Annotated in this window: 18 protein-coding genes; 10 read left to right on the forward strand and 8 right to left on the reverse strand. The window is 40.0% G+C overall.

Annotated features, from left to right (window positions below; all coding sequences use genetic code 11):
- Nucleotides 1-17: 17 nt before the first annotated feature.
- Nucleotides 18-1,268, reverse strand: coding sequence for a dicarboxylate/amino acid:cation symporter (locus FCN25_RS15800; protein ID WP_137226378.1), 1,251 nt, complete (start codon nucleotides 1,266-1,268; stop codon nucleotides 18-20).
- Between the two features lie 567 nt (nucleotides 1,269-1,835).
- On the opposite strand from FCN25_RS15800, the gene FCN25_RS15805 reads away from it, so the two are divergent.
- From FCN25_RS15805 to FCN25_RS15825, 5 genes are all read left to right on the forward strand, one after another.
- Nucleotides 1,836-2,261, forward strand: a complete 426-nt coding sequence (locus FCN25_RS15805) for a YqaA family protein (RefSeq protein ID WP_137226379.1) — start codon at nucleotides 1,836-1,838, stop codon at nucleotides 2,259-2,261.
- A 70-nt stretch (nucleotides 2,262-2,331) separates the two neighbouring features.
- Nucleotides 2,332-5,175, forward strand: coding sequence for a pitrilysin family protein (locus tag FCN25_RS15810; protein WP_137227432.1), 2,844 nt, complete (start codon nucleotides 2,332-2,334; stop codon nucleotides 5,173-5,175).
- Between the two features lie 328 nt (nucleotides 5,176-5,503).
- On the forward strand, nucleotides 5,504-7,129 hold the full coding sequence (gshA, locus tag FCN25_RS15815; protein WP_137226380.1) for a glutamate--cysteine ligase: 1,626 nt from the start codon (nucleotides 5,504-5,506) through the stop codon (nucleotides 7,127-7,129).
- 2 nt (nucleotides 7,130-7,131) lie between these two features.
- Nucleotides 7,132-7,566 (forward strand): hypothetical protein, encoded by a 435-nt coding sequence (locus FCN25_RS15820; protein WP_137226381.1) that lies wholly within the window; start codon nucleotides 7,132-7,134, stop codon nucleotides 7,564-7,566.
- A 187-nt stretch (nucleotides 7,567-7,753) separates the two neighbouring features.
- Complete coding sequence (locus FCN25_RS15825; protein ID WP_137226382.1) at nucleotides 7,754-8,371, forward strand: hypothetical protein; 618 nt, start codon at nucleotides 7,754-7,756, stop codon at nucleotides 8,369-8,371.
- A gap of 273 nt (nucleotides 8,372-8,644) precedes the next feature.
- On the opposite strand, the gene FCN25_RS15830 is transcribed toward FCN25_RS15825, so the two are convergent.
- From FCN25_RS15830 to purE, 3 genes are all read right to left on the reverse strand, one after another.
- Entirely contained in the window at nucleotides 8,645-10,240 is a 1,596-nt protein-coding gene (locus tag FCN25_RS15830) for a PAS domain-containing methyl-accepting chemotaxis protein (RefSeq protein ID WP_137226383.1), read from the reverse strand.
- 850 nt (nucleotides 10,241-11,090) lie between these two features.
- A complete protein-coding gene (gene purK, locus FCN25_RS15835) occupies nucleotides 11,091-12,176 on the reverse strand; it encodes a 5-(carboxyamino)imidazole ribonucleotide synthase (protein ID WP_137226384.1) in 1,086 nt (361 codons plus the stop codon).
- Complete coding sequence (purE, locus tag FCN25_RS15840) at nucleotides 12,176-12,667, reverse strand: 5-(carboxyamino)imidazole ribonucleotide mutase (protein ID WP_137226385.1); 492 nt, start codon at nucleotides 12,665-12,667, stop codon at nucleotides 12,176-12,178. The genes purK and purE overlap by 1 nt, the downstream gene beginning before the upstream one ends.
- Before the next feature lie 304 nt (nucleotides 12,668-12,971).
- Here purE and FCN25_RS15845 point away from each other — a divergent pair, with 304 nt between their 5' ends.
- From FCN25_RS15845 to FCN25_RS15860, 4 genes are all read left to right on the forward strand, one after another.
- Nucleotides 12,972-14,828: a von Willebrand factor type A domain-containing protein gene (locus FCN25_RS15845; protein WP_137226386.1), complete on the forward strand. Its 1,857-nt coding sequence runs from the start codon at nucleotides 12,972-12,974 to the stop codon at nucleotides 14,826-14,828.
- A gap of 21 nt (nucleotides 14,829-14,849) precedes the next feature.
- Complete coding sequence (locus tag FCN25_RS15850; RefSeq protein WP_137226387.1) at nucleotides 14,850-15,467, forward strand: sigma-70 family RNA polymerase sigma factor; 618 nt, start codon at nucleotides 14,850-14,852, stop codon at nucleotides 15,465-15,467.
- Nucleotides 15,464-16,318 carry a hypothetical protein gene (locus FCN25_RS15855; protein WP_137226388.1) on the forward strand — a complete coding sequence of 285 codons (855 nt, stop codon included), beginning with the start codon at nucleotides 15,464-15,466 and terminating at the stop codon, nucleotides 16,316-16,318. The genes FCN25_RS15850 and FCN25_RS15855 overlap by 4 nt, the downstream gene beginning before the upstream one ends.
- Nucleotides 16,319-16,497: 179 nt before the next feature.
- Entirely contained in the window at nucleotides 16,498-19,794 is a 3,297-nt protein-coding gene (locus tag FCN25_RS15860; protein WP_137226389.1) for a S41 family peptidase, read from the forward strand.
- A gap of 90 nt (nucleotides 19,795-19,884) precedes the next feature.
- Here FCN25_RS15860 and FCN25_RS15865 read toward each other — a convergent pair whose 3' ends face one another.
- On the reverse strand, nucleotides 19,885-20,322 hold the full coding sequence (locus FCN25_RS15865) for an OsmC family protein (protein WP_137226390.1): 438 nt from the start codon (nucleotides 20,320-20,322) through the stop codon (nucleotides 19,885-19,887).
- A 420-nt stretch (nucleotides 20,323-20,742) separates the two neighbouring features.
- Nucleotides 20,743-21,393 carry a DsbA family oxidoreductase gene (locus tag FCN25_RS15870; protein WP_137226391.1) on the reverse strand — a complete coding sequence of 217 codons (651 nt, stop codon included), beginning with the start codon at nucleotides 21,391-21,393 and terminating at the stop codon, nucleotides 20,743-20,745.
- 425 nt (nucleotides 21,394-21,818) lie between these two features.
- Here FCN25_RS15870 and raiA point away from each other — a divergent pair, with 425 nt between their 5' ends.
- Nucleotides 21,819-22,175, forward strand: coding sequence for a ribosome-associated translation inhibitor RaiA (gene raiA / locus FCN25_RS15875; RefSeq protein ID WP_137226392.1), 357 nt, complete (start codon nucleotides 21,819-21,821; stop codon nucleotides 22,173-22,175).
- A 410-nt stretch (nucleotides 22,176-22,585) separates the two neighbouring features.
- Here raiA and FCN25_RS15880 read toward each other — a convergent pair whose 3' ends face one another.
- Together FCN25_RS15880 and FCN25_RS15885 are read right to left on the reverse strand one after the other, a co-directional pair.
- The gene (locus FCN25_RS15880; RefSeq protein ID WP_137226393.1) at nucleotides 22,586-23,638 is read right to left on the reverse strand and encodes a GGDEF domain-containing protein; all 1,053 of its coding nucleotides are present in this window, start codon (nucleotides 23,636-23,638) and stop codon (nucleotides 22,586-22,588) included.
- Between the two features lie 376 nt (nucleotides 23,639-24,014).
- Nucleotides 24,015-24,740 (reverse strand): YebC/PmpR family DNA-binding transcriptional regulator, encoded by a 726-nt coding sequence (locus tag FCN25_RS15885; protein ID WP_137226394.1) that lies wholly within the window; start codon nucleotides 24,738-24,740, stop codon nucleotides 24,015-24,017.
- Nucleotides 24,741-24,908: the final 168 nt, after the last annotated feature.

Below are 24,908 nucleotides of genomic sequence, written 5' to 3' on the forward strand. Positions count from 1 at the left end.
AAGAAGCGTAATAAAAACTAAGACACTACTTGCTGTTGCGGTGTTTCATTTGAGTAAAATTGTTCTACATCAAGCTGACCTTCGCTTTTACCAATCACCACCGCAGTCATCATGTCTCCGGTCACATTAGTTGCAGTGCGGATCATATCAATAATACGGTCTATCGCGGCGATAAAGGCAATCCCTTCGAGCGGTAAACCTATTACGCCTAAGGTTACGGTTAACATCACCATCGCGCTACCTGGCACTCCTGCGGTGCCTACAGAAGCGACTGTGGCCGTTACCGCAATTAGCATGTAGTCGGTCATATCAAGCGGAATACCGTAAATTTGCGCAATAAAGATCGCCGCAATGGCAGGGTAAATGCCGCCACAACCATCCATATTCATGGTCGCACCTAATGGGAGTACAAAAGCACTGTAGCGCTTCGACACGCCCATCGCTTCGGTACTTCGTGTGCTGGCCGGTAAAGTACCGAAGCTTGATGCGGTACTAAAGGCCACAACTTGTGCTGGTAAGGCTTTACGGAAAAACTGAACTGGGCTAAGACCCGCAGCAAATTTCACTAAACCGCCATACACAAAGATAATATGAATTAGCGCGGCAATATAAATCGCAATAATAAACTTACCTAATGGTAACAATGTACTTAAGCCATATTCGCCAACAACCCACGCCATTAAGCCAAATACACCAATAGGCGTTAGTTTTAATACCATACGTGTTAATTGAAACATCACTTCAGCACCCGCTTCAATCACGTTCTTTAACGGCGTGGCTTTCTCGCCGACAGCATTAATGGCGATACCAATTAATGCTGCAAACACGATAATTTGCAGCACATTACCTTCTGCCAACGAGGCAAATGGATTGACTGGGATCATGTTAAGTAATACTTGTGCAAATCCAGGAATATCACGCTCACGCACTTCCGATGTCGCTAAAGCTAAATTACCGCCCATGTCGATTAGGCTTCCGACCGTTAAGCCAATAAATGACGCAATGGTGCCAGTAAACATAAACATGGCCAAGGTTTTAAAGCTTAAGCGTTTTAAATTACCTTGTGAACCCAAGGAGGTAATGCTGACCACAATGGCACAAAATACTAAAGGAGCAACGAGCATTTTTATGGCGCTAATAAACAGATCGCCAAGGGGTTTTAATATCACGGCTGACTCGCCTAATCCGACCCCTGTAAGTGTACCCAATACAAAACCTGCAATGACTTTTTGCCAAAAAGGGATACGATTGAACGTTTGCAATATCATGAAAATTCCAAATTATGTCATTGTGACGTCACTAATCTTATTAGGTAACGTTGTTGTGCGTGACTCATTGTGTTCACTAATGAGCGATGAATTACCAAGAACTACACCATCTTATGGTGATTTTTAGTAGTGGAACTATTTAGTTTATATTAAGACCGAACTAGATGCTGATGCTAAATAATGCGCTAATAAACCCGCTAAGGTTAATTAATATTAATTGTATTGTATGAAGTGATCCAATGACAAACAACGTTATTTTGTTATAACTTATATGAATAAACAAATTTGTTATTATAACTTTAAATTTATTACTAATAATTAACTTATTAAGGCCTATTGTTCAATTTATTTAATTGAATCTGCAAACGTGAATCATGGATGTTTTGCCGTTATAGCCTGTGTAGCGTTTGGGTCGCTATGTTGATATGAGTGAGTTAACGTTAGAGGTTTGCGGGTTCAAAATTCTGCAAGATAGGTTCAGCTAGATCCATGTTCTGTGTAAATATCCATGGCGAGAACTGCGATAAAATCTGAAATGAAACTATTAATGCGCAATAAGGTCTATTAATGACGAGTTTATGGTTAATGTTTAGCGGTGCGTTTTTGGCTGCAACCTTATTGCCGGGTGGTTCCGAAGTGTTACTCGTGGCATTACTTAATCAAACGCCATCGTCATGGTTCGAATTATTGATGTTGGCCAGTATTGGTAATACGTTTGGCGCGATGACAAGTTATGGTTTAGGTCGAGCCGGACGGCTTGCTAAAAGTCCACAAGATATCCAAAGTCGGCAATATCGTTATGCTCTGGCATGGCTCGAAAAATATGGTATGTGGGCTTTATTACTATCTTGGTTACCCATCATCGGTGATTTGTTATGTCTGTTGGCTGGTTGGTTAAAAATTCCTATAGTGCCAGCATCATTTTTTATGTTTTTCGGTAAGTTACTACGTTACAGCGTAATTGTGTTTTTAGTTCTTTATACTGTTGAGTAACTTTATACCGTTATTTTTTCTGTGATTATATTTATCTTAATGAAGAAAGGAGTCGATTTTGAAATTAAATTTGAATAAATGGATATTAGCTGCAGCAATCAGTGCTGCATTAAGTGGCTGTGCATTCGACGCGCATCAATCGTCAAATTTGCCACAAGGTGTAAGTTTAATTGAAACGGTTGCACCTTCTGAAAATCAAGTCAGTATCCCTTATAAAAAATATCAGTTAGCGAATGGCTTAACGGTGATTTTTCACCAAGATAAGTCTGATCCTTTAGTTCATGTTGATGTTACCTATCATGTTGGTTCTGCTCGCGAATTAGCTGGTCGTAGTGGTTTTGCGCATTTATTTGAACACATGATGTTCCAAGGCTCACAACATGTAGCCGACGAACAGCATTTCAAAGTTGTTACCGAAGCGGGCGGAACACTAAATGGTTCTACCAATACTGACCGAACCAATTACTTTGAAACCGTGCCGAGTAATCAATTAGAAAAAATGCTCTGGTTAGAATCAGATCGTATGGGCTTTTTCTTACCTGCACTCACGAGTGAAAAATTCGAAGTACAACGTGAAACGGTTAAAAATGAACGCGCACAACGTATTGATAATCGTCCTTATGGGCGTTTAAATGAACGTTTTAATCAAGCATTTTATCCAGCCGGTCATCCGTATTCTTGGCCTGTCATCGGTTGGCCAGATGACTTAGATCGCGCCACCGTTGATGACGTGAAACATTTCTTCCAACGTTGGTATGGGCCTAATAATGCCACTTTAACTATTGGTGGTGACTTTGATGAAGTGCAAACATTGGCATGGGTAAATAAATATTTTGGTGAAATCCCTCGTGGACCAGAAGTCAAACCAGAAGCTAAAACCGCAGTCACGTTAGATAAAACTCGCTATATCTCGATGGAAGATAAGGTTCATTTACCGCTTATTTATATGGGTTTTCCAACCGTTTATGCGCAACACAAAGATGAAGCTGCATTAGATTTGCTGGCTAATATTCTCGGTGGTGGTAAAACCTCATTAATATATAAAAACTTAGTTAAAGATGGTTATGCGGTACAAGCTGCAGTGAGCCATCCTTGCCAAGAGCTTACTTGTCAGCTGTCACTTTATGCCGTAGCGAATCCTGCCAAAGGTGGTAGTCTTGCAGAACTCGAAACCAAAATAAACCAAACGATTAATGAGTTTGAGCAACGCGGTGTCACTGACGACGATTTGCAAAAAGTCAAAGTGCAGTTTGAAGCCGATACCATCTTTGGTATGCAAAGCGTAGCAGGAAAAGTATCAACACTTGCTGCTAATCAAACCTTCTTTGGCAAACCTGACATGGTGGCATCTGATTTAGCCCGTTATGCCAATGTCACTAAAGCCGATGTAATGCGAGTATTTAATACTTACATTAAAAATAAGCCAATGGTGGTGATGAGCGTGGTACCCGAAGGGCAAACGCAGCTAATTGCCCATGCAGATAATTTTGAACCGAGCATTATGCCAATTGCACAAGATGCGGTAACCGGATTAACCAATATCACTTTTGCAAAATCATCATTTGATCGCAATAAAATACCGTCATCAACCGCAGCGCCATTATTGACTGTGCCACAGTTATGGGACAGCAAGCTGGCCAACGGCATTAGTGTTATGGGCACTGAAAGTGATGAAACGCCAACGGTCGAATTGCTGGTTTATTTGGATGGTGGACATCGTTTGTCGCCGATCAACAAAGCTGGCCTAGCAGAGTTGACCGCCTCGATGCTTAATGAGTCAAGCTCGTTACGCAGTAGTGAAGAATTGGCTGGTGCGCTTGATATGCTCGGGTCATCAATTAGCTTTGGTGCCAGTGATTCACAAAGTTACATCAAGGTATCAAGTTTAACTGAAAACTTAGATGCGACGCTTGCTATTGTTAAGGAGCGCTTATTTAGTCCTGGCTTTTTAGCGGCTGACTTTGAACGATTGAAGCAGCAGCAACTACAAGGATTACAACATCAAATGTCTGATCCTAATTATCTAGCTCGTAGTGGTTTCGCTCAATTACTCTACGGTGCAGATAGCCCAAAGGGGATCAGCAGTGATGGCACCATGACATCAATATCAGCGCTAACACTTGATGATGTGAAACAATTTTACCAGCAGCAATATCGTGCTGGTAATGCGCAAATGGTTGTTGTATCGGATTTAAATCAACAACAGATTATGCCGAAATTATCGATGTTTAATGAATGGGAAGGTGAGGCTACTCAGGTTGCAGCATTACCTGCATTGCCTTCACACCTTAAAAACACCATTTATTTGATTGATAAGCCTGGGGCTGCTCAATCTGTCATTGACATTGGTCAAGTATCATTACCTTATGATACTACTGGTGATTATTTTAAGGCCTATCTGATGAACTACCCGTTAGGGGGCGCATTTAACAGCCGTATTAATCTCAATCTACGTGAGGATAAAGGTTACACTTATGGCGCTCGCACGCAATTTAGTGGCGCCGAAGATTCAGGGCTATTTATTGCGTCTGCTAGCGTCAAAAGTGATGTGACAGGTTTAGCATTGGCTGAGTTTGTTAAAGAGATTAACGCTTACCAAGCGTCAGGCATGAACGCCGAAGAAAGCGCCTTTATGCGCAGTTCGATTGCGCAAAGCCAAGCGTTAGAATACGAAACACCGTATCAAAAGGCCGGCTTTTTAAGGATGATTCAACGCTATCACTTAGATAAAAACTTTACTGCCAAGCAAGACGAAATAATTAACACCATTTCGATAGATGAATTAAATAAACTTGCCGGTAAGTTATTAAATATCAATGATATGGTCATGTTGGTGGTCGGTGATAAAGCAACCGTTGCACCGCAACTTCATGAACTTGGATATCAAGTTAAAATAATGACACTTGCTGACTAGTTGAACACTTGATACTTATAGGGTTAACACCAGCCTTGAAATACGCTAATGTTAACCGCATATAGTCTTAGCTCAATCTATTTTATAAATAGGTTGAGCTAAATTATGTGTTTTAATCGTGAATTTCATACAGTGTCAGTTTATCAACAAATATCATATAATGTTAAGGCTCCATCATCGGTAACAACGACTGTTACCGTTTTTATTTAAGACCCACAAACAAACTGATTTATACTGAGTTACATTTTTCGCTTTCCAGTAATAATCTCGTTTATTATCCGGTCTAGCTATTTACTCGCAATGCGAATCCATAAAAGAGAGTAGTAAATTGAAGTCTTTCAATGAAAAAGTCGAAAACTTAAGTGACACTCAAGGCCGAGCTGCATTATTGGGCATGTCACGTGGTATTGAACGTGAAGCATTGCGTATCGATGGAAATGGTCACTTAGCACAAGATGAACACCCTAAAGCACTCGGTTCTGCTCTGACTCATTCGCGTATAACCACTGATTATAGCGAATCCTTATTAGAATTTATTACTCCAGTATGTCACAGCATTGACGAGCTATTAGAGGGATTAACTCAAACGCATGCTTATAGTGTTCGAAACCTTAATGGCCAAGAACTCTGGCCTGTTAGCATGCCATGTTATGTGGGTGCAGTTAGCGACATTCCCGTAGCACGTTATGGAACCTCCAATAACGGTAAAATGAAAACCTTATACCGCAAAGGATTAACCCATCGTTATGGTGCGTTAATGCAGATTATTTCTGGGGTCCATTTTAACTTTTCTGTTTCACAAGAGTTATGGCAACGTCTATATGACGATAAAATTGCTAACGGCAATGGCAGCGCTTGTTGTAGCAAAAGCATTAACTTTGAAGATTTCGTTTCTGAATCTTATTTTGGCCTGATCCGCAATTACCGTCGTTTAGTCTGGGTGTTACCGTATTTATTTGGTTCAACTCCGGCATTATGTAGCTCATTTATAAAAGATCAAGAAGTTGATTTTGAGTTTAAAAAAACAGGTAAAGGCACGTTATATCTACCTTTTGCTACATCATTACGGATGAGTGATTTAGGTTATACCAATAAAGAACAAGATACGTTGAATATCAGCTATAACTCATTACCTGACTATCTTGAAGGCGTTGGTGCTGCGATTAAAATGCCATCGAAAAAGTTTGCTCAAATAGGTGTCAATGTTGATGGTGAGTTCCGTCAACTCAATAGTAATATTTTGCAAATTGAAAATGAGTTTTATGCACCAATCCGCGCTAAACGTGTCACCCAAAAAGGTGAAAAACCTTCGCAAGCTCTATCCCGTGCAGGTGTTGAATATATTGAAGTACGCGCCTTAGACGTAAATCCATTTAGCCCAGTTGGGATAGACGCAACGCAAGTGCGTTTTTTAGATTTATTTTTATTGCATTGTTTATTATCTCCATCTAAAGATACTGATGCCGTTGGTGAAGCTGAAATTGCTGCCAATTTAAAAGCAGTGGTATTAGAAGGGCGTAAACCTGGACTCACTCTGCAACGTAATGGTGAGGCCATTAGTTTAAAACAATGGATGCATGAGCTTTTTGATGAGTTAGCAATCTTAGCTATTTTACTCGACGGTGAAGATAGCCATGCTTACCAAACCGCATTAAGTACTTGGTCTGAAGCCATCGATGACCCAGACAAAACCTTATCAGGTCGAGTAATACAAGAAGTGGTCGTTAAGGGCACCGATCACAGTGTTTGGGTTAAAACGTTGGCTGATGATTATCACCAATATTTAAGCCAGTACCCATTAACCGACGAGGTGGTTCAGAGCTATAAAAATGAAGCAAAACAGTCGTTGCTTGAACAGCAAAAACTAGAGGCTCAGCCACAAGCTGATTTTACGAGTTTCTTAGAAGATTATTTTAGTGATGTGGTTCCTGCGGGCACTTTTGAGGCTAAATAATAATGTATCTTCATTCATCTTGGCGAATATCGGTTGTCGTAGTTGCAGCACTAGCCCTACATGGCTGTGCTTCATCGCCTGATGAAATGGTAGAATGTGGTACTGTGTCGAGTTATTTACCTCTCGATAACAGTGCCAATTTATACCGAGTGGTTGTGACTCATTTAGATGGTGTCCCCGTCATTTCAAAACCGAATTATTTATTATCACCAGGTCAGCATGAATTTACTGTCGCTGAATTGATTAACTCACCCGCATTGAAAGTGTCGTTATCGGCGCGAAAAGTGAAAGTGTTTATGGTCGATGTCGCCGTCAATCAGCGTTATCATATTGCAGCACAATTCAATACCGACAAAATCTATATTGGCCAAAATCAAGGCTACTGGCAACCTGTGATTTGGCAGACAGAATCCCATCAATGTGAAATGAAACAGTAATACCCATTCCATTAATTATGTGCTCAATCAGAGTCACTCAGGTTTTTCAGTTTGAGGCGCATTGTTGAAAGAATGACAGTTCCCTTGTAAAACAATTCAACCAAAAGATGTGAGCATAATTGCATTGATTTTTAATTGATGTAAAACTAATTCTTGAATCAATATGTTAGGTACTGGTAGAGGTGTTATGAAGTGTTTTTTAGGTGTTGTTAGCGCAATCGTATTATTGTCACTAACAGGCTGTGCCACCTCGCCGCCAAAAGAGCCAGATAATCTGTGTGCTATTTTTAAAGAACATCGCTCATGGTACGACGCTGCAGTCGACACCAGAGAAAAGTGGGGCGTGCCTGTACATGTTCCCTTAGCGATGATGTATCAAGAAAGCTCATTCAAACACAATGCAGCCCCTCCAATGGAATACTTTTTAGGCTTTATCCCCACAGGACGAGCCAGTGACGCTTATGGTTATGCACAAGCTAAAACCATGACCTGGGACGATTACGTTCGCGAGACAGGTAACAGTTGGTCTAGCCGAAGTGATTTTGACGACGCCATGGATTTTATGGGATGGTTTATTTATAAAACCCATAAAATTAACGGAGTGTCGAAGTGGGATGCTAAAAACCAGTACTTAAACTATCACGAAGGTTGGGGCGGGTATAAACGTGGTAGCTATAAGGAAAAAAAATGGTTAACGCCAGTAGCGAATAAAGTCGATAAACGTTCAAAACGCTATGCTGCTCAGTATCACCAATGTAAAGAAGATTTAGATTCTTCATGGTTATGGCGAGTGTTTTTTGGTTAGTATTAATGCCGTATCAACATTTTGTAGCATTTAGAATGAGAGAGTCATTAATGACCAATCTTAATTGAGGGGCCATTTTTTATTAAATAATACACCAAATTAGTGGTGTATTATTTTAACTCAATTCAAGCTATATATTGTTATGAAAAAAAAACGATAAAATTGATTTGCAGCAAAGCAACTATTCATAACTAACAGCAACTACTAACAACTACGCCAACTATTGCTAACGATTAAAAGCAAAAGCCATTTTATTATTTAAGCTAATTTGAGTTAACTTTTTTGGTTTTCGTGAGTATTTTTTAAATTTCTTTTTAAAAATTGATCAACTAATACCATTTGCGAATCGACTTTATCTACGACATTACTACCGAGGTGGACCATATCTTCACCTAATTCATGACTACTATTAACTAATTGCGACACCACAACAACGCTTCTATTGACTTCATTAGACACTTGAGATTGTTGCTCAACGGCACTGGCAATATGGTGAGTCATGTCGGTGATTTGCTCTACGGCAAGGCGTATTTCATTAAGTGCGACACCCGCTTGCTCAGCTTGTTCAACGCAAACATTGGCATCGTTGAGCCCTTGTTCCATACTCGATACCGCAGAGCCTGTGCCTTGTTGTAAACGGCTTATCATATCGTGGATTTCTGTAGTTGACGTATGAGTGCGTTGCGCTAATGAGCGAACTTCATCAGCTACTACAGCAAACCCTCGACCTTGCTCTCCAGCTCTTGCTGCTTCAATAGCAGCATTGAGGGCAAGCAAATTTGTTTGTGCTGCAATGGCTTCAATGACATCCAATACGGAACCAATATTTTTACTGTGCTGTTCTAATTCAGCAATAACACTAGACATGGTACCCAATTGTGTTGACATTTTTTGGATGGATAGAACCATTTTCTTAACCACATCATCGCCTAATGTAGTTTGAGATAATGCACTATTTGATGATTGAGCGGCTTCTGCACAATTTGAAGCCATATCAGTTAAAGTAGCAGTCATCTGTTGCATAGCCGTTGCAACTTGTTCAATTTCAGCCATTTGTGACTGACTGTTTTGTTGAATTTCACTTCCTTTAACGGCAGATTCTTTAGCACTAGCTGAAACCTGCTCACTAGAGTCAAGTGTTCGACCTAATACGGCCCTAAGTTCAGAGGCTTGCATCTGCAATGCTAAATCAATTTTTGCGATATCGTCTGTTTTCCCTGTATAAACCGCAGAGGAAATTGGGTTGTTATAAATTGTGCTGGCTTTTTTTACAAGTAGATTAAAACGTTTGAATGCCATGTTTAATGCAATCAAGCCACCGCCATAGGAAAGACCAAATAACCCCAGGTTCATTAGATTACCTTGCCCAGCAAGATAAGCCATAGGTAACATTGCTATAGTAAAAGTGCCATAGACTTTAATCGGTAAGGATATTTTACTCGGGGTAACAAAATGAATCTTGTCTTGTTTTAAGTGTGCATAAATCGTTTCTGCTCGTTTTATTTGTTCACGAGTTGGTTTGGTTCGAATAGATTGATATTCAACGATTTCACCTTTATATGAAATAGGGGTAATAAAAGCATCAACCCAATAATAATCGCCATTAGCACAACGATTTTTAACTAAACCTTTCCAAGGATCTCCTTGTTGAATATGTTGCCAAAGATCTTTAAATGCAGCGGCAGGCATGTCTGGATGACGCACCATGTTATGTGGTTGGCCAACTAAATCTTGTTGTTCAAAGCCCGCGACGGTACAAAAAGAGCTATTGGCATATTTAATATGGCTGTTGGTGTCAGTTATGGATAACAAAATCCAGTCTAACGGATAATCATATTCTTTTTGTGTTATTGGTTGATTATTTCTCATTTATATAGCTCCAAGGATTTGAGCCATTTCTATCCTTGAAACGGAATTATATTTGTATATATGTTGGTTTTCATAAGATTTATCAGTGTTTTAACATATATATTTACTTAATATTATTATAATAAATTAATTTGTAAGGCGGTTTTTTGTATATGTGATTTATTTAATATAAGTGGTTTATGAGTTATGTTTTATCATTTGTTGTATTTTCCATTTTTACAATATTAGCTGAGATTAAGTTTTGTGTAGCTTGATTTTGTTACATTTGTTAAATTCATTATTGATTAGTTATATAGGTCTCATCAAATTTGTCAATAGTTACTTTGTTAAAATATTAACCTTATTATGTTGACGACTAGATTTCGAATGGCAATGAGTTGATTCATACAGGTACTTATAGATTAACCGCAAATGATTAAATGTTGCAAAAATGTACCATTTAATCGTGCGCTCGAACTTGCTTTGTACATATTATGAACACTAAATAGTGTTCATAATATAGTGAATAAATATAAAGTAACAATGATATGTAATATACCGATAATAATTTATCTTTATTTTATATAGAAAACGGAACGATAGGAATTGAAGTTTTGGAGGCATTGGTTAATATGAAAGAGTCATGCAGTATTCTGATTTATTAAAACTATAAGATGCAAAATAATAGACTGACTTAAATATGATTGACTTAAATTTAACGAATTAAAATAATCAGACACTTGTTATGACTCATAATATCTCTACCATCAAACATTAATATCAATTTAGTAATAAAAAAGGAGCCTAGGCTCCTTTTGTTGTTATCTTATACTTATCTGATAACCATATTGGTCGAATTTACTTAGCCGATTTATTTGATAAACTCTGCCAAAATCCAATTTAATGGTGCTTGATATTGCTGTGGCATCCAAGCTTTAAGTTGGTTGATACTGTCAGTGAGCTGAGCAGTATTATGCACAGAAAGATTTAAATGACCCACTTTTCGACCTACGCGAACTTCTTTGTTGTACCAAAATAGTTCAGCATTAGGCAGGCTTAACCATCTATCGTCTTTATCAACGCCAATTAAGTTTACCATCACACATTGAAAGTTCACTTGCGGCTGATGCAAAGGTAAATTGCACAAGGCACGTAAATGCAATTCAAACTGGTTGATGTGACAACCTGCTTGAGTCCAATGGCCAGAATTATGTACCCGCGGGGCTAACTCATTCACCATTAAGTGTTCACCCACACGGAAACACTCCATTGCCATCACACCCACATATTCAAGGCCATTCATCACTTTGCTGAGCATGGCTTCAGCTTCAGCTTGCAAAGGGGCTAAACGGGTTAATGGTGCAATAGAAGCCATTAGAATACCGTCTTGATGTAGGTTAAGCGTCAGTGGGTAAAATAAACAACGGCCATCTTGAGTGCGAACCCCAACTAATGACACTTCTTCATCAAAGTTAATCGCTTGTTCTGCGATGGCTTCATTGCGCCAATCGGCAGGAATGGTTGTCGCTTCTGTCTGTTTTAGCCAATGTTGTCCTTTACCGTCATAACCGCCGGTGCGGCGTTTTAATAATACCCGTTCACCATAAGCTTCATGCAGGGCTTCGGTACTGGTATTGTCATCAACTAATTGCCAAGGCGAGGTCGCAACATCTAATTCATCTAAGAGACTTTTTTGGGTAAAACGATCCGCTAAACGGCCAAATACTGGGCCATTAATAAAATGTGGGTGTTGGCTGAGTTGTAAACTAAGTTGAGACTCAGGCCATTGCTCGCGTTCAGCGGTAATAATGTCATCAGCTTCTAATGGTAATTTAACATCTGATGGCGTCATAATATCAACCGGACGCACATTAATACCCAGTGGCTGACCAGCGTGACTGAGCATGGCGCCTAATTGACCATCGCCCAATACCCATAAATTTTTTGGCAACGTCATTAGTCTTCTCTCGGATCGGGATTATCAAGGATCGAGCGAGTTTGCTCATCACGAAATGCGTCTAAACGCTCAGCTAAAGCAGTGTCGCTAATTGCCAAAATTTGGCTGGCTAATAAACCAGCGTTAAATGCACCAGCTGTACCAATCGCCAAGGTGCCAACAGCAATCCCTTTAGGCATTTGTACAATAGACAATAGACTGTCCATGCCAGATAGCGCCTTGCTTTGCACTGGGACACCCAATACTGGTAAACGCGTTTTCGAGGCGATCATGCCGGGTAAATGGGCTGCTCCGCCTGCGCCACCAATAATGACTTTATAGCCTTTATCTGCAGCAGAACTTGCAAATTCCATAAGCTTGTCTGGTGTTCTATGAGCAGAAACAACTTCAACATGATAAGGCACTTGTAACTTATCCATAATTTCAGCGGCGGCTTCCATTGTAGGCCAATCACTTTTCGAACCCATTACAACAGCAACTAGGGCTTGCATGTTAACTCCTTAACGTACTTATTCTATTAGTATATCTAGTTAATTCGCTCAGTAGGAAACGGCGGCGGTCAACGTCAATATTAAGGCGATAAAAAAGGGGCTAGATAATAGCATAAGCCGTGCTCTGTTGGCTGCTATTTCAGTGTTTTATGAGGCTAACACTCAATTTCTAAATACGAAAACTCTTTAAATACATTTTATTTAAATAACCCTTTTACTCATCGCGCTCGTTATTAGCCGTATACAAGGTCACTTTGCGTACGTAACTAATATGAATAACAGGTCGATAGATAGGGGTATAACCATGAACCATGTCCATAAGCAACTCACTCGCAGTACATTAGCCATTGTTATTAGCGCGATCATTGTCAGTGGTTGTGCGCAAGAATCAACAGACACGGCGAAACGCAGTCTGCCTCAATCCACCTCTAAAACTCAATCTGCTAGTGAAACTCATTCAACTTCACAAGACAACCTCGAGTTACATGAGGTAGCGGGATTAGTGAGGGCATCGGAGCCACAAGCTGATTTATACATTCCAGTTAAACAACAATCTAGCAGCGCTAAAGCCAATGCAGCATCAATTGAGCAGCGCACGGTTAGTGGTAAGTTTATCGGCAGCAATAGTGTTCGCGATAAGCATATCCGCGTAAGCGATCGCAATTTATCATCAGTACCCATTGCTAATGATAAGTTTGAATCAGTAGTGCAAAACGGCAATATGCTTGCCGCTGAAACGCCAGTATCGACGTTTTCAATTGATGTTGATACTGGCAGTTACAGCACCACCCGTAGATTAATTAATCAAGGCCAACTACCAGCTAAGAATACTGTTAGGGTAGAAGAGCTCGTCAACTACTTTAGCTATAGTTACCCTGCACCGACAAGCACTGAGCAACCATTTAGCGTTAATACCGAACTGGCACCATCACCGTACAATGCTGACACTCAGTTACTGCGCATTGGCATTAAAGGCTTTGATGTTGCTGCAGACCAACTTGGCGCATCTAATTTGGTGTTATTACTTGATGTGTCAGGCTCTATGTCGTCTATTGATAAGTTGCCACTATTGAAACAAGCCATGCTGATGCTGAGTCAGCAATTATCGGCGCATGATAAAGTGTCGATTGTGGTGTACGCAGGTGCCAGTGGTGTGGTGCTTGACGGGGTTGCAGGTAATAACTTTACCGCCATTAAAACAGCCCTAAGTCAGTTAAACGCGCAAGGTGGCACTAACGGCAGCCAAGGTATTCAGTTGGCGTATCAATTAGCGCAAAAGCACTTCATTGCAAACGGCAGTAACCGAGTCATATTAGCCACAGACTGTGACTTTAATTTGGGGATGACAGATCATCAGCAATTGGTTGATTATGTAGCCAGTCAAAGCAAAAACGGTATTGGTTTATCCACACTTGGTTTTGGTCTGGGTTCAGGTACGGCAAGTTATAACGATCATTTATTGGAGCAATTATCGAATAAAGCTAACGGTCAATATGCCTTTATCGACACCTTAAATGAAGCACGAAAAGTACTAGTGGATCAACTCAGTGCCACCTTGTTAACCATTGCTCACGATGTCAAAGTGCAAATTGAGTTTAACCCAGCAGTGGTGTCTGAGTACCGACTGATTGGTTACGAAAACCGTTTGTTAAATCGCAGTGACTTTAATAACGACGCCGTCGATGCTGGTGAGGTTGGTGCTGGTCATACCGTTACCGCCTTGTACGAGTTACGCTATAACGACAGTCACAACCGATTAGTCGATCCATTGCGTTATGGCATCGAAAAGCCCGCTGTTGAAGACGCAATGGTAAACACCGATGAAGTGGCATTTTTAAAATTACGATATAAAGCGATTGGCGAACAAACCAGTCAATTAATCGCTTATCCTATTAACCGCGATAAGCAGCTGACGCATCTACACCAAACCAGCGATGACTTTAGATTTGCTGCGGCAGTCGCAGGATTTGGGCAGTTGTTAAATCAGAATGATTATGTCCACGATACTGATTATGCTAACTTAATTACTCTGGCCGAATCTGCAATGGGCCAAGACCGTTTTGGTTATCGCCATGAGTTTGTACAAATGGTAAAAACCGCAAGTGTACTCGATAGACAGGTTATGATTACTGAGCCAGACACTCGTTCGGTAAGCCAATAAATGCGTCACAAAAAGGATTAAATGGTGCAAACATCAATACACCCTAAGGATGAGTCGTCAATTCCCCAAGTGGGAAGTGACGAGCAACTGATGCTCGACTACCAAGCCGGTGACGTACGTGCGTTTGAAGCTTTGTACCTTAAACACAAAGGCCCTTTGTATCGTTATTTTGTCCGTCAATTACATGACCAGCAGTTAGCAGAAGACTTATATCAAGACACTTGGGGAAAAGTGATTAGCGCAGCAGTGCAATATCAAGTCACCGCAAAGTTCACCACTTGGTTGTATAAAATTGCCCATAATTTATTGATTGACCACGTGCGCGCGGTTAAGCCGCTTGATAAGGTCACGGCACTTGATGAAGATCAAACTATGGATAGTTTAGAAGCTGATGGTCAAGCCTCTCCTGAGCCACTAGTTCAGCAACTGCAACAAGCTGATATGATGAAATCTTGTATTGCTAAACTGCCGCCAGTGCAAAAAGAAGCCTTTTTGCTTAATATCGAAATGGGCATGACGGCCGCCATGATAAGTGAAATCGCCAATGTCACTTTAGAAGCAACTAAAAGTCGCATTCGCTATGCCTATCAAAGTATTAAACAATGTATCGCTAACCAATGGCAGGAGACGTCATTATGAGTAAGCAAACTGATCATGAGCCTGAGTTCACCGTATTACAAACCGAAATTAATAAGGCTTATCACCAGCAAACTCTGGAGCAACCATCTGATGAACTCGATGAAGCTATTTTAGCTAAAGCACGATCGAGTGCTCATGTGTCAGCAAAGGGGAAAAAGATTAAAAAGTCACTATGGAAACGTAATGCTTGGTTATTTTCAAGTGCTGCGTCGGTATTGCTGGTGGCCGGATTGTTTATGCTCAGCCCGAGTTTACAACAACAAATAGGTGTCGACCTTGAACAAGGTCTACCCACTCAACCAGCCTTATCGAAGCAAGCTGTACCCCAACAAGCAGAATCGCTTTCAGTTGTAGCCGCAGCCGAAAAAGCAATTGCTGTTGAAGGTTTGTCGATGAAAGCCAAACCTTCAACTAATAGTGAGTCATCCATTAATGATTTAGAAAATAGTGATCCAATCACTGAAATATTAACTATCAAATCAAGTGAGCGGCCTACACTCATGAGTGCAGAGCCGGCACAAGTTGTTACTGACAGTGCAAAACAAGCGGAGGCAGCTAAAACCAATGATGTTGCAATGCAAAAAAAGACCATTGAATTTCAGTCACAACGCAATGACAAAGAGATACAGTTATTGAAACAGCAAAATGAAAACGCATCAAAAGGTATTATTCAACTAGATACACCTGATGTGGCCTTAGCTCGCTTACAAGCCTTAATGGCAGTCAACAAACTTATCCAAGCCGAGCGTTATATGATTACTATGGATCAACGTTTCCCTGAATTATCAAATCCATCACATCCACTTTATGAGCAATATCATAAGATTAAAATACAATTAACCTCGAAATAATCGAAATTAAAATAGGCTAAAAATAATAACGGCTAAGCCAATATGGTTTAGCCGTTTTTAGTTACATTTTTGTACTGCTAAATCCACTGCAACTCTGATAACGTTAAAGAATAAATAGAACAGCCGATTCGATAACACGTTTATTCATATTCTCGACGCTAATAAGGATGCTCCTCACCATGAAACTCCGTCGCTCCGTTACGCATTGTATGCTGGCTTTAGGCACTTTAGCTTGCTCATCAATGATATTTGCTAACGCTTCAAATCAAGGTTATTACCGCGCACCCGCTTTGCATGATCAAACTTTAGTGTTTACTGCAGAGGGGGATCTGTGGACTACTGAACTCAGTCAAAACAACAACCAAACTAAAGCCAGTCGCTTAACCAGTTTGGCGGCTGAAGAAATGGATGCAACCATTTCAAAAGATGGTAAGTGGGTGGCTTATACAGCTAATTATGAAGGCGCAACCGAAGTCTATGTGATGCCTATTCAAGGTGGCGTGGCTAAACGGGTTAGTTTTGAAAACAGCCGTGTACGTTTACAAGGCTGGACCGCATCTGGCGAAGTATTATATTCCACTGATAATGCATTTGGTCCTGCTAACTTTTGGGTACTTAAAACGGTTAATCCACAAACCTTAAACATCACCAATTTACCTTTAGCTGACGCCGTAGAAGGTACAATTGATGATAAAGGTGAATATGTTTACTTTACTCAATTTGGTCTGCAAGTCAGTGGCGACAATGTCAAAGTGTATCGCGGTGGTGCAAAAGGTGAGATTTGGCGTTATAAGTTAGGCAGTAAAAAAGAAGCTCAGCAATTAACGGCAACACATCAAGGCTCAGTTAAACAGCCGATGTTATGGAATAATCGAGTCTACTTTGTGAGTGATCAGTCTGGGAATGACAATATTTGGTCAATGACTGTAGACGGTAAAGATGTTAAACAGCACACCCAATATACCGACTGGCAAGTGCGCGACGCCCAACTTAATCATGACCGAATTGTGTTCCAGCAAGGTGCCGACATTAAACTGCTTAATTTGGATAATCTGCTTGAGTCCACTCTCGACATTGAACTCACCAGTGACTTTGCTCATCGCCGCGAGCAATGGGTAAATGATCCTATGGATTATGCCACTTCAACGGTATTCGCCCCTCAAGGCGATAATGTAGTGATTACCGCTCGCAGTCATGTTGCTATTGCCAGTAATGATGGCCGCCGTTTAGTACAAATAAACTCACCCGCCGATAGCCGAGTTCGCGATGCACTATTAAGTGACGATGGGAAATGGGTGTATGGCATTAGTGACGCATCTGGCGAGCAAGAAATTTGGCAATATCCAGCCGACGGTTCAGCAGGGGCAAAACAGCTCACCAAAGATGGCAATACCTTACGCACCAGTTTATCGTTATCACCTAATGGTCGTTATTTGGTTCACGATGATTATATGGGCAATGTGTGGTTATTGGATTTAACCCGTAACGATAACCAGAAAATCATCAAAAATGGCGAAGGTCTTGGTCCTTATCAAGATATTAACTGGTCTGGTGATAGTCAATTTATTGCCCTAACCAAAGCAGAAGTTGGAAAGCAACGTCCTCAAATTGTGTTGTATTCAATTAACGATTCAAAAGCACAAACCGTCACCACAGATAAGTATGAATCTTTTTCGCCGAGTTTTAGTCCTGACGGTAAATGGTTATATTTTCTGTCTAATCGCGAATTTAAAGCTAATCCAGGTTCGCCTTGGGGCGATCGTAATATGGGACCTATTTTTGACAAACGCACCCAAATTTTTGCATTAGCTTTAAATGCTAAAGCGTCATTTCCATTTGCTAAACCAACTGAATTAACGATCAATAAAGACGTTAAAAAAGCAGATGAAAAAGATTCTGATTCGGTGAATAAAATTAAAGTTGATTGGGATGGGTTAAATCAACGTTTATGGCAAGTACCAGTGGATGCTGGAAATTACAACAGTTTAACGGTCGCTAAAGACAAACTGTACTTACTTGATAGTAATCAACAAAGTAGTGAATTAAAACTCGTTAAGTTTGAACCTATAAGCCCGAAAGTCGAATCCTTTAGTGAAGATGTGGGCCAATACTCATTATCAAAAGATGGCAGTAAATTAATGCTGCGCAAAAAATCAGATCCTAAAAATATCATGATTGTCGCTGCCGGAGACAAACTGCCTAGCGATATATCTCAAGCCAAAGTCAGTACTAATCAATGGCAATTAAGTATTTCGCCACCGCAAGAATGGCAGCAAATTTTTGAAGATGCTTGGTTGATGCATCGCGATTCGTTTTTTGATCCGAAAATGCGTGGGGTAGATTGGCAAGCCGCTAAAGCTAAGTATCAACCTTTGGTCGATAGACTGACCGATCGTAATGAGCTCAATGATATTTTCATGCAAATGATGGGCGAACTGAACTCACTGCATTCACAAGTGCGTGGTGGTGATATTATTCGTGACACTGATGCCGCCAAAGCTGCTGCTTTAGGCGCTAGACTGACACAAACCGATAAAGGTGTAATCGTCAGTCATATTTATCAAACTGATGCTGAGTTACCATTGTCTGTATCACCACTTGCTCGTATTGAAGTTAATGCTAAAGATGGCGATGTGATTAAGACCATTAATGGCAAAAATGTCACCAATATTGCTGAAGTGACACAATTGCTACGTAACCAAGGCAATAAACAAGTGCTATTAGGTTTACAGCGTGGCAAAACACACATTAATACTATAGTGACACCACATGATATTGGTACCGATGCCAAGCTACGTTATTTGGACTGGGTTGAACATAATGGCGATAAAGTGGCTAAAGCCTCCAAAGGAAATATTGGCTATTTGCATTTATACGCCATGGGTAGCGGTGATATAGAAAGCTTTGCTCGCGAGTTTTATACTAACTACGATAAAGACGGGTTAATCATTGATGTTCGCCGCAATCGTGGCGGTAACATCGACAGCTGGATTATTGAAAAGCTATTGCGCCGAGCTTGGGCATTTTGGCAGCCAACTCATGGCAGCACGAATGCAAATATGCAGCAAACTTTCAGAGGCCATTTAGTGGTGTTAGCCGATCAAATGACTTATTCAGACGGTGAAACATTCTCCGCGGGGATCAGAGCGTTAAACATTGCGCCTATTATCGGTAAGCAAACCGCTGGCGCTGGAGTGTGGTTATCGGGCCGTAATTCCGTTACAGACAAAGGCATGGCTCGAGTGGCAGAATACCCACAATATGCCATAGACGGTCGTTGGGTGGTTGAAGGTCACGGGGTTGAGCCCGACATTGAAGTTGATAACTTACCTTATGCTACTTTTAGCGGTAAAGACGCTCAGCTCGAAGCTGCAATTAATTATTTAAAAGACGAATTAGTGCAACAGCCTATTAAACCATTACAAGGAGAGCCATTACCTCCCAAAGGTTCTGCGGCAGACATTAAAACGAAATAAGTTGTAAAACAGCTTAAAAAACAACCCTCCTTAAACACTGTTTTTGGAGGGTTATATTTATGGTTCTAAAGAATTTAGTATCGCTAAATATTAATGTTTAATGTCAACTTCACAGGCTAATGAGTTAGCAATAAAACAGTTTGCATGCGCCTTTTCATGAATTTTTGCCAATGTATCGTCATCTACTTCAACCCCTTCAGCAAAGACCACCTTAGGTTCAAGCGTCATTTTTACTACAGCAATTTTCCCAGCGGCATTTTGGCCTAAATCTGCAGTGGCATTATCAATATAACTCGCCACAGGAAGCCGTTTTAAATGAGCAATGGCTAAAAAGGTCAGCATATGACATGACGATAGCGCCGCCAGTAAACATTCTTCAGGATTCACTTTATCTGCATTGCCTTTGTATTCAGGAGCAGATGAGGTTTGGATGGTTTGTCCGCTGCCAAACTTAACCTCATGGTCGCGATTAAATTCACCTTCTTCACTAGGTGAAGATTGCCAATTGGTTGTTACTTTAAAGCCCATTTTGTACTCCTAAAACCACATAAAAGTGGTGTTTATAACGACTTAACGTTTTTAAAACGTACAATATTCATCGTTATATTGTATTCTTTAATGGTAATTAATATCTATATATTCAACACCAAGCACCGCCTATTGTCTATGAACTCGGTCGAATAAATGTACATAAACATGTCCTCAAATCACTACAGCTAACCTTGCTGCCTGAGTGATTAACACTAAGCGTTGACGTCTAGGTCAAGATATGATGTTTCTGTTTAAAAAGAAAAACCAGCTTGCGCTGGTTTTTCTTTATACAAGCTTTGTCTATATTTTAATAAACCAATATAAATCAGTTAATTAAAGGTTTTAAAAAAATTAATCACCTTTATCACTTATCGAGTAATCTCAAACACTGAACGCTAGTTGTGTTATTTATTCTGATTAAGCTTCTTCGGTAGTCAATTTGGTAATTAATTCAGCAATAGTGGCAGGTTCTTGGGCGCCAGAGATTAAATACTGTTGATTAAACACTATGGCGGGCACGGCTTGGATCCCACGGCCGATCCAAAGTTGCTCTTCCTCTTTTACGGCAGCTTCAAAGCGTTTGTCAGTGAGCACTGCGCGTGCTTCATTAGTATCTAAACCGACTTGCGCTGCAGCTTCAATTAAGACTTCAATATCATCTGGGTTTTTCTGCTCAGTAAAGTAGCTGCTGAATAATGCCAGTTTCAATTCAGTTTGCTTACCAGACTCTGCCGCCCAATAGAGTAGCTGATGGGCCTGAAGAGTGTTGTAAATACGTGATGAGTCAGAAAAGTTAAACTCAAAGCCTAAATCGGCACCCATTTGAGTTAATCGTTGACGATTTTGCGCACTTTGCTCAGGTGTAGAACCGTATTTTTCGGCAATATGTTCACCTAGGTGTTGCCCTTCAGGCCCCATTTTTGGATTAAGTTCAAAAGGATGCCACTGAATGTTAACGTCTAAATCATTGAATTGACTTAATGCTTGCTCAAGTCGGCGGTAACCGATAATACACCAAGGGCACATTACGTCTGAAATTATGTCAATTTGGAGCTGCTTAGTCGCCATGAATGTTCCTGTTAATGATTAATTCGACTTCATTTACCAAAGTCTGAAAAGATAATAAATGTATAGTTGCTTATAAATTAACTGCTTTTAGCGGTAAATTGAATGGTTTACCATCACTTGTGTAAACAACACAAAAATTGCAATCTTTAGAGCTGAATTGTGTCTATACTTAATCAGTAATCTGATGTTTAATCAATGTAGGGGTTAGGTTAATTTGACATATCCCATGCACGTTTAATATTGATATAGCCATTAAAGTGTTCAGGTAGAGATAAAACACATTTTAGGCTTGAGTACTTGTGATACAAAGCACATGTCCGATGTCTAAATATGTCTGCCTACATTTGTACAACAACACGATTTATGTCAGCATGCAATTGTAATACGCGACAAATTTGGCAAGTAAATTCTTTTAAGGACAATCTATGAAAATAAATCTTTCTGGTCACCATGTTGATGTTACTGATACTGTCAAACAACACGTAGATGAAAAATTCGCTAAAATAGCTAGCCATTTTCCAACACTTATTTCGCTAGATGTCATCATTGCCAAAGAGCATGGTGAATTTGATGTAGAAATTAGAACTAACTATGAAGGAACTCGCATTGCGGCTAAAGGAACTGACTTAGTCATGTATCCTGCTATTACCAGCGCAGCTAAAAAATTAGATGCGGCGCTAAAGCAACGTAAAGGCCAATTAAAAGCAGATTTGCATGATAAACCAGATGTTACTGCGCCTGAAATTGCTTACGAAAAAGTTCAAGAAATGGACTTAAGTTAACCATACTCGTTTTTTCAATGAGTCCCCAAAACGCAGCCTACGCTGCGTTTTTTGTTTTAATTTTATCGAAAGCGATAATCATGTCAACGTCAGCAAGAACGAATGTAAGGCTGATGAAAATAAAACCTAGGAGCTAGAAGCTAGTGAATGTTTTACTTAGATTGATATTATGCTAAGAAAATATCCAATACTGATAAACATGAATACCTTAACCGTTTGCTTCATAAACCTTTCTTGGTCTCAACATAGTGCAATGTCACAGCCTTATAAATACAATCTAGTTCGATGACAGACCCTATTGTTTTTTGATGACAGTTAATGATAAGTCGAGGTCATCGAGTAAATGACAGCATTAATGCGGTAGTGATAAGTTTATCAAATAATTTAACTCATAGGCCGATAGAACCTGCTTACTGAGGATATACTTGGTTTCTACCATTCTTTTTAGCTTGATACAGATACCGATCGGCATTATTAATCATCTCATCAATAGTTTGATTATCGGTTAACTGTGAAATTCCGATACTGATGGTCAGGCTGATGTCTTGTTCATGACAATACACGCTATGACGTTGTACGTTAATGCGAATTTTTTCTGCAATGACAAAAGCTTGTTCAGCTGAAGTTTGCGGGAGAATAAACAAGAACTCTTCACCTCCCCAGCGCGCAACACAATCTTGCTGTCTTACACTTTTTGTAAATACTTGTGCTAGCTCAGTAAGCACCATATCGCCGCAATTATGACCATATTTATCGTTGACCATTTTAAAATGATCAAGATCGCAGAGCAAAATAGACAAGGGATCGTCGTTTCTTGATGTTCTTGATTTTTCTTGCTGCAAAATGGTTAACGCATTACGTCGGTTAGCCAGTTTCGTTAACGGGTCAGATAACGCTAATTGTTGATATTTTTTGCCTAATTCCAATGCACTTTTGAAGGATATCATTCTTAAATATTCATATAATGCGGAGAGGAAAGTAGTGGTTAGGAATGACAATATTAACCGTAGTTTGAATTCCATTGAATAAGTTACATGCGGGATACTATCAGTAGGTAAAAATATAATAATAGCAATAACAGTCAAGAAAAACGCAAGGTTAATTAGACCAGATGTTAACCCCAGTATATAAACGGATACTGGCGCCACAATAAAAATCCACAATGGCCCCGTTTGTTCGACCCCGCCAGTAAACACCAAATAGAACATTAATAAATACAATGAGTAAATCGTAATATAAGAGCTAAGTTTAAGTGTGTGGTATTTTTTGAGACTAATGTAAGCGAAACAATAAATCATACTGGCGAAGAATAGCGTAATGGTTAACTCATGATTACTATTAAATAAGCTTATGAATCCCATCATAAAAGTCATTGACATTCCGACGAGTGAAAACAGGGATATAACGCGAGTTTGCTGTTGGTCTGCGTTATTTTCAGCTTCATTGTTCATAAATGTTAGCAATGGTTAATCCTTTAAACACTTTGTGGCAGAAGTGAAGCTACGATTGACTTCAAAGATGTTTGATATTCAATAACAATATGTATAGACGTTACCATTCAGATTGCCATGAATTGAAATTATATCAAATGATCTTTTCAAAAGTGCTCAACGAGATCGGAATGACGAACACAATAATAATGCTAAATGTGATCACAGGCTTTACGTCAGATATCAAGTATTATGGAAGACTATGTTTTACCGATAAGAGCGGTACAGCAATGAAACAAGGGGGGAGAACGGTACTTTGTTTGATTATAGAGTTTTATTGCTTTATAAGATTCTGCTGCCGAGCGTTCTAGCACTTAGGCTGAGAACGCTTTAACAGACTTCGTTTGCGTTATTCTTCGTTGTTAATATCTGCATTGTGGTAAACGTTCTGTACGTCATCACAATCATCAAGAGCGGCTAAGAACTTTTCAAAACTTTCAACATCTTCACCAGTAATTTCCGTCATGGTTTGTGGCACAAAAGCTAAATTCTCTACCTTAAAGTCAATTTCTGGAAAGGCTTCAGTTAATACAGTACGGGCATTGTTAAACTCAGATACTGGCGCATATACGCTGATGATGCCATCTTCTAGTTCTACATCGGCAACGTCGACGTCAGCCATCATAAGCAATTCAAGAATGGCTTCATCGTCTTCGCCATCAAACACAAATACTGCCTGATGTTCGAACATGTGGCCTACCGTACCTGGGCTACCTAATTTTGCATCATTTTTAACAAATGCTTGGCGAACCTGAGTAAATGTCCGATTACCGTTGTCTGTTAAGCAGTCAACAATTACCATGGTTCCGCCAGGACCAAAGCCTTCATAGCGGGCGGTATCATAATCTTCACCACCACCACCACGAGCTTTTTCAATGGCACGTTCAATAACGTGTGCTGGAACTTGATCTTTCTTCGCGCGGGCAATCAAGCTACGTAGTGCTAGGTTGCCATCTGGGTCAACGCCACCTTTAGCACAAATATAAATCTCTTTACCGTAACGTGAGTAAATACGTGTCTTCTGGCCAGCGGTTTTCGCCATGGACTCTTTTTTATTTTGATATGCTCTGCCCATCTTAATCTCGTTTTATTAAATGTTTAAGGCTAAAAATTGTCATCGATTCTAGCAGGAATAAGTTGTGCTGTTTAGGTGCTGGCTCTAAATTTTATATAAATAGGCTTGATAACAGCATAAAACTTACTAATCTTAGAGGGCTCATTTCATAACGTCAGGGTTGCATTA

It is taken from the genome of Shewanella sp. MEBiC00475 (assembly GCF_005234075.1).
Lineage (GTDB): Bacteria > Pseudomonadota > Gammaproteobacteria > Enterobacterales > Shewanellaceae > Shewanella > Shewanella polaris.